General features: G+C 36.5%; 16 protein-coding genes and 3 pseudogenes. 7 read left to right on the top strand and 12 right to left on the bottom strand.

Annotation, left to right across the window (positions count from 1 at the left end; all coding sequences use genetic code 11):
* Positions 1-46 precede the first annotated feature (46 nt).
* Positions 47-145: pseudogene (locus QNN06_RS04700) on the top strand (transposase); the annotation flags it as partial.
* Positions 146-270: 125 nt separating this feature from the next.
* On the opposite strand, the pseudogene QNN06_RS04695 reads toward QNN06_RS04700, so the two are convergent.
* A pseudogene (locus tag QNN06_RS04695) lies at positions 271-588 on the bottom strand (alcohol dehydrogenase catalytic domain-containing protein); the annotation flags it as partial.
* Positions 589-1035: 447 nt separating this feature from the next.
* On the opposite strand from QNN06_RS04695, the gene sda reads away from it, so the two are divergent.
* Together sda and QNN06_RS04680 are read left to right on the top strand one after the other, a co-directional pair.
* The gene (gene sda, locus QNN06_RS04685; protein ID WP_213118573.1) at positions 1036-1191 is read left to right on the top strand and encodes a sporulation histidine kinase inhibitor Sda; all 156 of its coding nucleotides are present in this window, start codon (positions 1036-1038) and stop codon (positions 1189-1191) included.
* A 173-nt stretch (positions 1192-1364) separates the two neighbouring features.
* Positions 1365-1679 carry a hypothetical protein gene (locus QNN06_RS04680; RefSeq protein ID WP_284037124.1) on the top strand — a complete coding sequence of 105 codons (315 nt, stop codon included), beginning with the start codon at positions 1365-1367 and terminating at the stop codon, positions 1677-1679.
* A gap of 205 nt (positions 1680-1884) precedes the next feature.
* On the opposite strand, the gene QNN06_RS04675 is transcribed toward QNN06_RS04680, so the two are convergent.
* From QNN06_RS04675 to QNN06_RS04655, 5 genes are all read right to left on the bottom strand, one after another.
* Positions 1885-2118, bottom strand: a complete 234-nt coding sequence (locus QNN06_RS04675) for a hypothetical protein (RefSeq protein ID WP_249366702.1) — start codon at positions 2116-2118, stop codon at positions 1885-1887.
* A gap of 343 nt (positions 2119-2461) precedes the next feature.
* On the bottom strand, positions 2462-3235 hold the full coding sequence (locus QNN06_RS04670; protein ID WP_213118575.1) for an alpha/beta fold hydrolase: 774 nt from the start codon (positions 3233-3235) through the stop codon (positions 2462-2464).
* A gap of 190 nt (positions 3236-3425) precedes the next feature.
* Complete coding sequence (locus tag QNN06_RS04665; protein WP_249366703.1) at positions 3426-3713, bottom strand: DUF4440 domain-containing protein; 288 nt, start codon at positions 3711-3713, stop codon at positions 3426-3428.
* A 196-nt stretch (positions 3714-3909) separates the two neighbouring features.
* Positions 3910-4446: a GNAT family N-acetyltransferase gene (locus QNN06_RS04660; protein ID WP_213118576.1), complete on the bottom strand. Its 537-nt coding sequence runs from the start codon at positions 4444-4446 to the stop codon at positions 3910-3912.
* A gap of 357 nt (positions 4447-4803) precedes the next feature.
* Positions 4804-5466 carry an MBL fold metallo-hydrolase gene (locus tag QNN06_RS04655; protein WP_213118577.1) on the bottom strand — a complete coding sequence of 221 codons (663 nt, stop codon included), beginning with the start codon at positions 5464-5466 and terminating at the stop codon, positions 4804-4806.
* 111 nt (positions 5467-5577) lie between these two features.
* On the opposite strand from QNN06_RS04655, the gene QNN06_RS04650 reads away from it, so the two are divergent.
* Together QNN06_RS04650 and QNN06_RS04645 are read left to right on the top strand one after the other, a co-directional pair.
* The gene (locus QNN06_RS04650) at positions 5578-5922 is read left to right on the top strand and encodes a winged helix-turn-helix transcriptional regulator (RefSeq protein WP_284037123.1); all 345 of its coding nucleotides are present in this window, start codon (positions 5578-5580) and stop codon (positions 5920-5922) included.
* An 821-nt stretch (positions 5923-6743) separates the two neighbouring features.
* A complete protein-coding gene (locus QNN06_RS04645) occupies positions 6744-7136 on the top strand; it encodes a hypothetical protein (RefSeq protein ID WP_213118578.1) in 393 nt (130 codons plus the stop codon).
* 256 nt (positions 7137-7392) lie between these two features.
* On the opposite strand, the gene QNN06_RS31345 is transcribed toward QNN06_RS04645, so the two are convergent.
* Together QNN06_RS31345 and QNN06_RS04640 are read right to left on the bottom strand one after the other, a co-directional pair.
* Positions 7393-7698 (bottom strand): dihydrofolate reductase family protein, encoded by a 306-nt coding sequence (locus QNN06_RS31345; protein WP_217034842.1) that lies wholly within the window; start codon positions 7696-7698, stop codon positions 7393-7395.
* A gap of 24 nt (positions 7699-7722) precedes the next feature.
* A complete protein-coding gene (locus tag QNN06_RS04640; RefSeq protein WP_284037122.1) occupies positions 7723-7956 on the bottom strand; it encodes a dihydrofolate reductase family protein in 234 nt (77 codons plus the stop codon).
* A gap of 603 nt (positions 7957-8559) precedes the next feature.
* Here QNN06_RS04640 and QNN06_RS04635 point away from each other — a divergent pair.
* Both QNN06_RS04635 and QNN06_RS04630 read left to right on the top strand, forming a co-directional pair.
* Complete coding sequence (locus QNN06_RS04635; protein ID WP_213118580.1) at positions 8560-8985, top strand: SRPBCC family protein; 426 nt, start codon at positions 8560-8562, stop codon at positions 8983-8985.
* A gap of 244 nt (positions 8986-9229) precedes the next feature.
* Entirely contained in the window at positions 9230-9508 is a 279-nt protein-coding gene (locus QNN06_RS04630) for an HU family DNA-binding protein (protein ID WP_213118581.1), read from the top strand.
* Between the two features lie 277 nt (positions 9509-9785).
* On the opposite strand, the gene sigJ is transcribed toward QNN06_RS04630, so the two are convergent.
* The 4 genes and pseudogenes from sigJ to QNN06_RS04610 form a co-directional block, all read right to left on the bottom strand.
* The gene (sigJ, locus tag QNN06_RS04625; protein ID WP_284037121.1) at positions 9786-10649 is read right to left on the bottom strand and encodes an RNA polymerase sigma factor SigJ; all 864 of its coding nucleotides are present in this window, start codon (positions 10647-10649) and stop codon (positions 9786-9788) included.
* The gene (locus QNN06_RS04620; protein ID WP_284037120.1) at positions 10627-11928 is read right to left on the bottom strand and encodes a phytoene desaturase family protein; all 1302 of its coding nucleotides are present in this window, start codon (positions 11926-11928) and stop codon (positions 10627-10629) included. The genes sigJ and QNN06_RS04620 overlap by 23 nt, the downstream gene beginning before the upstream one ends.
* A 383-nt stretch (positions 11929-12311) precedes the next feature.
* Entirely contained in the window at positions 12312-12758 is a 447-nt protein-coding gene (locus QNN06_RS04615) for a GNAT family N-acetyltransferase (protein ID WP_349654932.1), read from the bottom strand.
* A gap of 181 nt (positions 12759-12939) precedes the next feature.
* Positions 12940-13472: pseudogene (locus QNN06_RS04610) on the bottom strand (cysteine hydrolase family protein).
* Between the last annotated feature and the right edge of the window lie 128 nt (positions 13473-13600).

The raw sequence follows: 13600 nt of genomic DNA, 5'->3' as shown, positions 1-13600 counted from the left end.
TGGAAATGGGAAAATGGAAAAGGTGATTTTCCATCTTGATGTTAAAAACCAATTTCCAACTGCGGCACATCTTTGTTCCTGGGCAGCTCTCGTACCTGGACATAATGAAAGTGCTGCAAAAAGAAAATCAACTAAATCCCAAAAAAGGAAATAAGTATGTATGATCTGCATTAACTGAGTATTTATCAATAGGCGTTATTGTATTCCATTTATACATTGACCGTAAATGTTCAAAAGAGTGTTCCATCCATATCAAAAATTAGCGACAGTAGCAAAGGTACCGACACCACCAGCCCCAGCTTGTATGAAAATCTTTTGCCCCTTTTGTAATTGCAATATGTCTGTTAGGGCTTGATAGGAGGTTAACCCAACCAACGGGATCGATGCTGCTTCTTCAAAGCTCAAATTTTTAGGTTTTAAGGCGATGTCATCTTCATGAATTGCGATATATTCAGCAAAAGTACCGATTTTACTCTTACGTGGACGTGCATATATTTCGTCACCAACTTTAAAACGAGTCACTTTTGCGCCAACCTTTGCAACGACACCAGAAAAGTCATTCCCTAAGATAAGAGGCATTTTATATTGTCTTCATGAACTGATCAATATCCGTCACAAGCGTTCTTAATAAACCTAATTCTGTACGTACATTCATATAATAAAAGTTTTTTGTCCCTTCTTTACGCATTAAAATAACACCGGTATCTCGTATTAAAAAATGCTATAAATGGCAGTATCTTTTTTGTATGTAAAAAGAGCCAAAATACGCAAGAAATGGATAAAAACTTGCATATTTTAGGCTCTTTAATTTTGTTCCTTATTGTATTAAAGCCCCCGTTAGTTTAAGTACAAATATTTCACATTGTTGCTTTTGGAATAATAAAAAGGGGTAGACTTCTCTTTAATTTAACAAAGAAATTTAAAAAACTTCTAGAATTACCCTATAATAAAGCAGATGTTGTTCGAAATCTTTTTTAAAAGGTTAGTGTGGAAAATTTATGTAATAAAATTGGATTGAATAACAAGGAGATAGTAATGCGATTTAAAACACTGTCTAATGAAGAGTTAATTGATAGTTATTTAAGGGCCTATGAACAAAAAATAAATGCTTCTTTTTTAAAAATGTTGTTAGACGAAATTGTGGAAAGAGACATATACGACTTATTACTTGAGACTAGTTTACAATCCTAGTCTTATTTTTTTAGCCTTTTGAGTCGATTACGATATAATGGAGTAATTTCTCTCCTTCCATTAACCTGCTCCGTTAGTAAAGTAACTTAAATGTAAACAGATTGTTACGCCAATAACATTGATGTGGTGGACCTCAATGTATACAATAGATACTCGTTGAGGAGTGATAGAGGATGAAAACCGTAACAGTAAATAAATTACAATTCAAGAAACAGTTATCGTTAATTGAACAAATCACACTAAAAGAATTTCTGTATACCTGGGTAGGTAGCTCAACAAAAGGATTGGATGATTTTTTTCACCTTGAATACACAGAAGATGTCTTTGCTAAAATGGAGAAAACGTCGAATGACACTGATTTGTTGATTTCTGATGATGATTATTTTAGATATATAACAGTGACGGAAGATAATCAAATTGTAATAGGTGTTTTAGATATGAATTCAGAATTAAAACATAGAATCATTTCACCAGATGACATTAAATAATTCTTCCTTTTCTTTATGAACATATAAAAAGAGGCAGCGTTGGTATAATGTCTCTTTTTGGTTTACTATATGTTTATACGAAGTTATTGAACTATCCTTCCCCATTAGCACAACAAGAAAAAGCTGCCGAAACAACAGCCCTGTTCTTCAACTCTTGCACCCGTTACTTTAAGTGTAATTCTTCCCAATGTTTATTTACTTAATTTCACTTATTTTGTTTATCTCTAAAAATACTAATACCAGATACTACACACAGCAATAATAGTAATAATAATCTTAACCAATCCATAGCAAGCCAAAAGTCGCCTCCATTAACAATATCAGGGCTTAAACCATACTCATCAACAAAAATACCTAAATTCCAAAATAATTTAACCGAAATTAGTGATGAAAAAAGACTTATTATAAATACTGTAATTGATAATTTCCTTTTTCCCAATTGTAATATCCCCTTTTTGAACAAAATTTTTTACTGAATCTTTTCTAACTTTACCACAAAAAACCAAAATCCTTATTGAAGTATTCTGCCCCTCTAATTGAATAACAAAAAAGCTACCAATGATGGCAGCTGGATATTAAAGTAACGCACCCTTTAGTTTAAGTACATTTCTTCACAAATTTTTTAGAATTTCAGTTATTACAGGTATGCTGCCTCTTTAGCACAAGAAAACATTTCGAAAAAAGGCATCAATCCTACTTGGATCAACGCCTTCTTTACTTTAAGGTCATTTTTCAATATAGCTTCAAAATAAAATGTTACTAAATATTTTTTATAAAAGCCCTCAATGCTTACGCTGTGCAACATTTCCTATTATGGTTGCAAGCTCTTTCGGACGAGACCACATTGGCCAGTGATGTGTTGCTAGATCAATGTATGTGACATCTTGAAGTTCCGAAAGACCTCTTATCCACGTATAGCCTTCTCTAACAACTGATTTCAATTCATCAGATGAGTGAGACGTGCAAACAACTGTACTCGGTACAACCAACCGCCTATCGTTAACCAATACAGGTGTCTCGCGTACAACATTACCCGGAACGGGAATTGCCCGTTGTTTCAAGAGGTTGCGGTGTTCGTCACTCATCCCGCGGATGTCTGCCTCATCTAGTTCCTCCCACGAAGGAAGTGGCATCTCGTTGGCGTCGAACTCCGGATTCATTGCATCTTTTGCAGGGAATGTGTCTACATATACCATAGCTGCAATTTGTTCAGGGATGCGATCACTCACCGCGTATCCAGAGATCGCTGCTGCACTGTGTACAACAAGTACCACAGGTTCCTTGGCTGCCTTCACAGCTTCGCAAATGGAGTCAACATGGTCAGATAGTGTAATGGTGGAACGGTCTACGTTTACTGATTCAAGGCCAGGAAGAGTTAGAGAACTAACATTATAACCACTTGAACGGAGAATTCCTGCAACTTCTTCCCAAGCCCACGCACCTAGCCAGAATCCAGGCACTAGAATGATTGGTAAATGATCCGACTTCCTAATACTTTTTAATAATTCATTATCCATTAATGTTTCTCCTTCTGATTGAAGTGTTACGCGTTCCACTCTCTGCTTTCAGGAATATTCTCTAAAAGTATTCTATAATTAATGAATTTATCCTTTTTTAAGTTTTAAATTTATTCTATAATCTTTTAATAGAGTTTCTTCTTAAACAAACCTCACCCGTTCAATAAAGTTCAATAAAAAGAAGCGTTAATCCTTCTTGGATCAACGCCCCTGTTAGTGAAAGAAGAATCTACCTTTCCAACTCAATATATTCTCTCAATAATTTCCACTCATTATCTTCATTTCTCCATACAAACATACATTGAGCAGTAAAAGGTTTACTATTTATTAAGTTAGTTTCTCTTCCTAAAATTAAATATTCTTCTCCATTTTTACGTTCAGTGATTGAAACAACTTCAAAACTTTTTTCAGCATTGTCCATTTGTCTCAATACACTATTGAGGTCATAGTCATAATAGTACGGTTCAGGTTTATCTATATTTGAATGAGCCCAATATCCTACAAAACTCTTTGACATATAAGCTCTAATTCCATCACCATTCTTGCTAATGAATCCTTCATTCCAAGCGATAAAATAGCCATTTAATATTTCCTTTATAATGTTTAATTCTCATTCCTCCCTATCATTTAATGGTACCTATAATAATAATCCCTGCTACTAAGAACACATATTTTAAAGTAAACTGCTCCGTAAGTTAAACAACAGAAGGTTTCTAGTCAAGAACCCTACATTCGATTACGGTATTAAATTGCATATCATAAGTTTCAAGCTTCAAAATAAATTCTTCAACATCCTTGCCTCTTGCGTTGGAAAAACCCTTATCTTCAGAAATGATTTTAAACCCACACTTTTCCAATACTCTGAGGGAGGCTAGGTTATCTTTAGCGGCACGAGCATAGAGCGGTCTTACCTTAATATACTCCAGAAAATCTGACAACGCTTTAGTTGCAATACCTTGACCCCAATATTCCTTCCCAATCCAGTAGCTTACTTCGAGTTCGCCAAACTGTTCAAAGTTCGAGACGTGTCCAGTGACAATTCCATTGAATAATATGGTCTTTATTATGATGGTCTCGTCAGCGATAATTTTTGTCCAATGTTCAAAAAATGCGTCCTTATCAGTGGGGTCTTTAGCTGTAAATGCAGCCATATAGTTCGCCGTTGAATCAAGTTGTTGTTCGAAAAAAATAGGAAGATCTTCCTCAGTGATATCTCGTAGCTTCACTTCGCTTTTACTAATGGATTCCATATAATTCACAAGCTCCTAGACATATTTTTAAATACAAATTCTTCTAAGTTTAAAGAAACTCCTTCTTCAACCATCCTGCCCCGTTACTACAATAAGGAAAAGAACCGCAGCATTTACGATCCTTCTTAAACTCTAGCACCCATTACTTTAAGTATTTTTATTCCAAACTTAATAAATCTTTAATTAAAAAATATACCTTTAAATATTAATGCAACAGAAAAAAGAGTTCTTGTTTTTCAAAAACACAATTGATTGATTCGGTATTTGAAAAATTCCTAGTTCGGTAGTGTTTAATTCCCTACTTGGGTTACACTTACCGTTTGATTGTTTTATTTTTGAATTATCTGTGACTCTTCTTTAGTCTCTATACCTTAATACATATTTTTTATATAAATCTTTATTGTAGAGAAGATCTTGTCCATGAGAAGAGCTGATTAGAGTTGGCTTGATTTCATCTATTATTGCTCCACTATCTATGTTCTCATTCATATCAACGCTAAATTTTCTAATGGGTGGATGTAAATCATCTTTACTTGTGATAAAAAGGTCCCCTGATAATAGGATGTTATCAAGTTCGTGATGGTAGACGACATGCCCTGGAGAATGCCCGGGTGTTAAATAGTATTGTACAGGCAAGTGTTGAAGTGTTTGCTCTGTTAATGGTTGAACAATATTTGCTACACCTGTTTTTTCAAGAATATTTTTGTTCGGATAGGGGGCTTCTCCATTGATATAAATCAGTTCCTTATGATGTGCATAAATGGGAATGTTAAAGTTCTCTAACCACTTTGCAGCACCTCGTATATGATCACTGTGACCATGGGTAAGTAAAATGGCTTTTGGATTTCCTATTGCTAAGGCTGCCTTCATTTGATCATCTACTAATTTTTCTATACCTGTATCAATGAGATAAACATCATCGTTATCCTTAATGAACCAAATGTTAACTGGAATATGGATGGGTACATCGATTTCAAATTCACATTTAAATACATGTTGAGATAGTTGAATCAGGTTCATGTAAAAGCACTTCCTTTAGACTGGTTTAGAATATCTGATAAACTTACTATATTAAAAAATAGTTAGTAATGTAATTACGCACATTTTTGTAACTTAAATGAGGTGACTAAATTGGGTAACCGTTTAAATGGGTTTGGAGCCTGTAGTACAGAAGTTAAAAATGCTTGTCCTATAGAAATGACTTTACACATTATAGGTGGAAAATGGAAAGGAATTATAATCGATATCCTATCTAATAATTCTGTCAGGTTTAATGAACTTAAAAGATTAATACCAGGTATTTCACAAAGGATGTTGACGTTACAACTAAGGGAACTCGAAGCAGATGGAATTGTGAAGCGCAAAGTAGAAAATACAATACCAAAGAAGGTGGAATATTCTCTTACTGAACAAGGTGAAAAGTTATCTCCTATTATTGCATCTATGAGAATTTGGGGAATTCAATATATGGGTTAAAATCTCATTTTTTTGTTCAAATGATCAATCTATGCAACTTAAACTAAACTGCATCCTATAGTTGAATAAACAAAAAGGCTGCCATTAGCAGCCGGATCTTCAAGTAATGCACCCATTAGTTTAACTACACTTTTTCACAATCAGCTTTTACCTTGAAAAAATCCTACAAAAAAGTGCGTAATTCCTTCTTGGAACGCACCTGTTGTTGATGAAAATAACTTATTATTTTCCCCTAATTAGCTGATTAGAGACTTTTTTGTAAATATACCAATTAGGATGATGATAATACCGTTTACAGCAAATAAAAAACTATATGATACCATTAACATTCCAGTTCCAAATCCACCTGGGTCGAACGGACTTACACTTATCCCTGTAACAAAGAAGACTAAAGGAGTTAAAAGCAAGATAATTATTCCAGCCCAAATTCTTTTCTTTTTGTTTTTTCCAGAAATTTTGAAAGCGATGAAGTTTGTTAGGCATAAGGCAATCACGATTATTAAAAGTAATATAACCTCTATTTAAACCACACCCTTTTCTAAATTTTAACATATTTTTATTTACTTTTAACTTTTTATTGAAATAACCTGCACTTTAGCATTCCTTTAGATCGTTATTTTTCGATTTTGAAAAAATAGGGCTACTCAGTAAGATATGAGTATAGACACCACTCCAACTCACAACTTTAGGAGGAACCTTACTATGAAGTTAGCTTGCCTAACTCTTACAAGTTTAGTGAGACTAACAGCAAGCTATTTTGCAATTTCTAATTGGTGTATAATAGTGTGAAGAAATTGTACTTTAACGGGGTGGTAATGAAAATGAAGATTTTGTTTGATGAAACTTACACTTCAAAAGACGGAAAGCGAACAAGCAGGAATATTTGGTACGGAGATGCTGATATAACTGTTGATGGTGAATTTGGAAAAAACATGAATCTTAATGAAGATTTTATGGCTAATTTATGCGATATAATAAAAAATGATTTATCTAAAAATGCAGCAAATAAGCCTACTGAAACTAACTGGTATATTTATGGAAGTGGTGTAACTCAGGACGCTATTGGAGACAATATCCGTCCGACAATTATGGTTCGTGAGAGGTCTGACGAATTTATAACTAATTTTAATATCAGTGACCACGATTTTGCTGTAAATATTGATGCTATTCTGTTGTTTAAGGCGGATTTTGAAAAACGTTTAGCTAGTCATTGAGGAGTAATATCACTATAAGCAGTTTCAAACTATTTTAGGGGATGATTTCATAATGAATTCATTTCCTTTTTCATGTGGTGGGAGTCTTTTGGTGTGGAGAAAAGGACATTTAATAATACAGATTGTGAATAATTACACTTAAATTAAACTGCCCTATAGTTGAATGGAAGACGCTCATAACTTCCGGCTTTCGTAATTTCACTTGATTTTAGTAAGCTCGAAAGCGTATCTCCTGAATCTCACTCTAGCGTCGCGGTCAGACGATCACGCGGTAGTGAAGATGAACAACGCCGCTTCGTAAGCAACGCTCACCGATCAGCTCGAGCCGCATGCGGAGGTTGTCCGTCAATGCTCGCTTACCTCCACCCAAGACGATCGGATTAACAAGCAGATGACACTCATCGATCAGTCCCGCACTCATCACCTGCCCAGCAAGCTCGGGGCCGCCAATCGTAATGTCGGCTTCTGAAGACTCTTTCAGCCTCCGAATCGCATCAAGATCGAATTCGCGCTCGATCCTAGTCCTGGCGCTTGAAACCGCCTGAAGCGTCCGGGAATACACGATCTTCTCAGTAGCTCGCCAGATCTACGCGAATTCCCGCATTACCTCCGGTTGATCGCCTTTTTTGGCGCTCGCCGTTTCCCAGTACACCATCGACTCGTACATTCGACGCCCGTATAGGTAGGTGCCAATAGGGCGATGGAAGTCAGTCCAGAACGCAAACACCTCGTCATCGGAGATCGTCCACTCGATATTGCCACGCTCGTCCTCCATGTAACCGTCCAAAGATATGTTAATAGGGTAGATCAGTTTAGCCATTTTAATAACGCCCTCCAATCTTCAGTTTCCAAAGCAACCAATGCCTGCCCCTTCTGAAGTTGAACAAAGAAAAATCAATTTTTATATTAACACATATTAGAAGTATTCTGTCTGTTAGTTTAAGTGTAATTCTTCACAAACTTTTCTATCCTTTCCCATCACTTAACGAATATAGAAATCAATAAACTAATTGCAAAGAAGATATATGCTATCTGAATGGTTGTACACATTATAAATTCAAAGGCTGAAAGTTTCCTTTGTTTTTTGGTTTTTACCAAATGCCGAAGATAGAAAGAAGAACAAATCATAAGTATTACTATGGAAATTGTACGTAGGGCTTCTGCGTAAATTACCAAGACTTATTCAACTCCTTATTTTATTATTATTCCTTAACTTGTTCCGGTAGCAAAAAAGCGACTACCCTTGTTGAACAATCGCACCCTTTAGTTTAAGCACATTTCTTCACAATGAACATATAAATCTTACCCATCCATTAACTAATTGTCAGAATAGATTTTTTTTTCAAAATATATTATAATATAACAAGGTAACTTTTAGAAACAAATCGCTTAAATTATTTATTTTAAAAGGAGGCAGATAACAATGGAAGCATTTAAGGAAATTATAGTAGAAACCACTGTTCAAGCACCCGTTGAAAAGGTATGGGAATATTGGACAGAACCAACTCATATGACAAAATGGAACTTTGCTTCAGATGAATGGCACTCCCCTTTTGCTGAAAATGATTTAAGAGAGGGCGGGAAATTCATTTCCCGAATGGAAGCCAAAGATGGTAGTTTTGGTTTCGATTTTGGAGGAGTTTATGATGAAATAAAACTACATAAGTTAATTGCTTATACAATGGACGATGGAAGAAAAGTTAAAATCACCTTTAACAACCGAGGAAACGAAACCGAAGTAATTGAAATTTTTGATGCCGAGACTACGAATTCAATTGAGTTACAACAACAAGGGTGGCAGGCGATATTAAATAATTTTAAAAAATACGTCGAGCAAACAAACAATTAAAAAGTTTCTTCGTTTAATCATTATTATAAGTCATCAAAATAATAGGCGGCTTTTCTGTGGATATTCAATAACCACAGAAACCGCCATTTTTTAAATTTTTACTAACCTGCCACGTTAGTTAAAGTATTGTTCTAGCAAAAAGTAACAAGATACAAAATATTTATATCTTGCGAACTTATGTACGATATGGTAAAAATGATGTACGCCCATTAAGGGTTCAGTGTATTTTAAAGGAGTGTTATCAATGAATAAAACAGATCTTGTGAGTCAAGTGGCTCAAACTTCCGAACTAACACAGAAAGATGCTAGTAAAGCTGTAGATGCAATTTTCAATTCTATTTCGCAAGCATTAAAAAATGGAGATAAAGTCCAATTAATTGGTTTCGGTAACTTCGAAGTTCGTGAACGTGCTGCTCGTAAAGGACGAAACCCACAAACTGGAGAGGAAATTGAAATCCAAGGTGGAAAAATACCTGCATTTAAGCCTGGAAAGCAATTAAAGGATGCTGTAGCAGGTAAATAAGTACAATCATACTACATAACAAAAAAAGTGATGGTCTTGATCCATCACTTTTTTTTCGGGCTCTACATTGTTAATCTACTAAAGCACCCGTTAGTTCAATATTTCAGAATTTGACATTCTCATATCTTTTCTTATGGATTAGGCATTGTTTCATTTAACATACGTTTTTGAGAAAACCTAGTTTACTTATGGTACGGTTCAGCATAAAGGGTTTAATGGTAAAAAAACGAAAGGAGTGCCTCGGCAGCTCCTTTCAAGCTCTTTTTAAGTAGTGATTCTATAGATGTCGTAACTTTTCCGGATTTGCTACAGTATAAATCGCTTCGATCATATGATTTCGATAAGCAAAGGAATAAACATATTGAATCCCATCATCCAAACGAAGGCGGATTCCGGGGAGCCCGTTCACCATGAGGAACGAGTACGTAAATTTACCCGCATGCATATTGATCATATTTCGATGAAGCTTCAGCACTTGTTCAAACCCGACAACAGGCACTTGTGCCGCGCTTACTTTACCTCCTCCGTCCGAGTAGAGCACAACATTCTCACTAACCAGTTCAAGAAGCTTCGTCGTATTTCCTTGCAACAGCGAATTCACAAACTCTTTAATCTTATCCTCCGCAATGGAAACCGACGGTTGTTGGTCCGGGTCGTAATGGATGCTTTTTTTGGCGCGGTGGAAAATTTGCCGGCAATTCGCACTGCTTTTCCCGACTATATCGGCAATCTCTTCAAACGAATAATGAAAAATCTCTCGAAGAAGAAAAACCGCCCTTTCCGTCGCATTCAATTGCTGCAGAAGCAGAAGATAAGCCGTGGAAATCGACTCCGCCCGCAAATACCTATTGGATGGATCGTCGTCCGAAGCCCCTTTTCCAATCAGGGGCTCCGGAAGCCATGGACCGACATACATTTCCCGTTTTTTTGCTGAAGAGCGCAGAAGATCAAGACAACGATTCGTTACGATTTTGTATAGGAATGCCCTTTCGTTTCGGATTGTCCCGATGTCAGACAGTCCGTCATAGCTCAAAAAAGCATCTTGTACGATATCTTCTGCATCCATGACGCCACCGAGCATTCGATAGGCTAACGAAAACAGCTCCGTTTTATAACGTTTATATAATTCCTCTGTGCTCATAATTGGCATTCCTCTCCTTATCCTCAAGGGAGAGCATGTGTTGTATAGCTCTTTTGGCGCTTGCCGTCGCGGCATCAACCAATACTTCACCGTGCGACGCCCATTCTCCTGCTACATATAATCCTTGTATTTCCGGTACAGCGGGTCCGGGATTCTCGAGACGTTTCATATGCATAAAGTCGTGACAAACCGTCATTTTAGGAAGGTATTGCTTGACAATCAATTCTTCCCGCCATCCCGGCTGCATCAAATCCAGCAGGCCTTCCAGTTCTTGCAAATCTTTATCCGCGTCCGTTTCTTTCCCTTGGTACTTAATGAGCGATATGACTTGCGCGCCATCGTCGCTTAGATAAGCCGCACGCGAATAATTGCTAAGAAGCACGGTTTGATCAATCCCGTAAGCAAATTGTTGTTTAGGCTTGGGAAGTCGTTTCAAGGCCACATCCAGGCAAGCCGCGGTGACCTCAATCGCTTGTTCTTTCCAGGTATGAAGGGCGGTTTTCTCTGCAAACGGCACCAACTGATTTGCGATAGAAGGTGCTGTGGCAAGGATAACATGGTGTGTATCGATTTTCGTTCCGTCTTTACAGAGAACCCGCCGCACGATCCCGTCACGGGTATCGATGGACGAGACTTTGGTATTTGTTAATAACCGTACTCCCAGGTCGGATGCCTTTTTCTGCAATTCCTCGATCAATTCGCCCCAGCCACGATCCAGGTACAACGCGCCTTTAAGGGCATTCTGCAGCTGTTTCAATACAGGACCTGCGGCAGGCAAATCCGGCCCGACCACATAACTGGCGGCACGAAGTAACGAATAAAAGATATTGCGCACCATGGGATCTCGCAAATTCCCTTCTACCCATTCGCGGATACTAATCCGGTCAAATTGACGAGTATTCACTTTTGAAAGTTTCATAAGACAGGAAGCAAACTCCATCTTTCCTTTCCAAGACAACAGCGGAGTCGTAAACAAGGATTTCATATCCGAAGGCAAGGTGTTCAATTTTCCTTTCCAAACGCCATAAGCGAACGATGAAGGCAGCTTTCCTTGCAAGGTCAGCCCCAATTCCTGGAAAGTCGCGTACGCATCTCCCTTATACAAGGAATGCGCACCCAGATTGAAGTAAGCTCCTTTTTTCTTATTAGAAATGGCTCTGCCTCCTAAGTGATTCTGTTTTTCAATGACCACCGTTTGTTTTCCTGCTATGGCTGCGTAAATTGCAGCGGTTAAACCCGCAATACCTCCACCAACCACGACCACATCAACCTTTTGCATTGCTCATCATCCTTTTCAAATTTTACCTGTATGACGGGCAAGGGATTTGATTTGTGACAAAAAGGCAAAAAAAATTAAAGGAAATCTCCTCGGTTAACCGGGTTTTCGAATTAGTTCCCTAATGCTGATTACTACTCTTCGCTTTACCACTATTTGTGATACGGTTCACCACTATTAATGCTAAACTACATCCTCCACAATCTGGATCTTATATGCAAAACGGGAACTACTCTTTACTAAGGAATAGCGCCCGATAGTGGAAGATTAAGATCCTGATTATGATTGTTGCCTTATGCTTGTATAACTAACGCCCCCGTTACATGAATATGCAAAAGCGGTCTTCATTATTGAAGCATCGTAAATTTATTTTTTGTTAATGTCTATTAGGTCAATTTTTTTTCTAAATAATACTGGTTATATCCTTTTGGGTGATCTTCAACTTTTCCAACAATCTTATATCCACATTTCTGATAAAAGTCTGGTGCCTGGAAGCTAAAGGTATCTAATAAGATTAACCTGCAATTATTCTCTATTGCCGTTTTTTCAATATGATTTAATAACTCTTTTCCATATCCTTTTCCTCTTAACGAATGATCAACCCATAGATACTCAATATGTAGATGGTACCAGACAATCGTTCCAGTAATCCCCCCAACAATTTTGCCCTCATTATTTCTAAGTACGGAGCTAACTTTCATTGAAGGCTGCTTTACTTCATCAGGTAGTATCGAAAGGTTGTATTCAATTACCTTCTTTCGTATAAAATCACTATCTTCTTGAATCCACTGCTTACAAATTTGCATCCTTTTCCTCCATTGCTTAATATTCATATTTTAATATAAATCCCTTTTACTGATGGCTGTCTCAATTGTTTAAAGAAGGAAATAGCCAGAGCTCAATTGACAAATCTTCAGTTTTTGCTTCCCGTTAATTGGTTCTTGAGGGTTGGCACCCCGTTTGTGAAATAAGGATATTGTGACTTTATTAAATCTATTTAACCCAAAAAATAATTTACCTAAACAAAATTTTGCTTACTTCATCAACAGATAGAACTTTGGCAAAACGATTATTCCATATTTTATAATTATAAAACTCATAAAGTTTTTCACCGGATAGATACTCATTATCAAAAGTTGTATTTGTTTGTTCTGGAATAATTACACTATATCCATTATCAAATGCACTTTTCAAAGTTGCATCAATACAATATTCTGTTTGAAGTCCTGTCAAAATAATAGTATCTATTTTTTTACTCTCCAAATATTCCTTTAAGCCAGTTTTGAAAAATGCACTATTACATTTTTTTCAAAAACCCTTTCATCCTTATTAGGTGCTATTTCATGATAAATCTGCCATCCATCAGTACCATATTCTAATTCTTCACCTATACCATCATCGTGCCGAACATATAACACTTCTTTATTAGAATCTCTTGCAATAGAGATAAGTTTTTTGATATTCCCAATTACCTTTTTCTCATTATATGGATGTTCTTTAATCAATGCTGTTTGAACATCAACAACTAACAAAACACTATTACTCATAAAATATCGTCCCTTCACATTTTCTTCTTTGTGTTCTTTCTATTTTCTTTCGGTTTTCTCATTAGCGTCAATAATGCTATAACAAAACAAATCAATAGAATTATATTTAGGACCCAACCGAAACTATC

Origin of the sequence: Neobacillus sp. 114, assembly GCF_030127045.1 — a bacterium.
In the GTDB taxonomy this organism is placed as follows: Bacteria; Bacillota; Bacilli; order Bacillales; family Cytobacillaceae; genus Neobacillus; species Neobacillus rhizophilus.
This window is presented reverse-complemented; position numbering and strand designations above follow the sequence as displayed.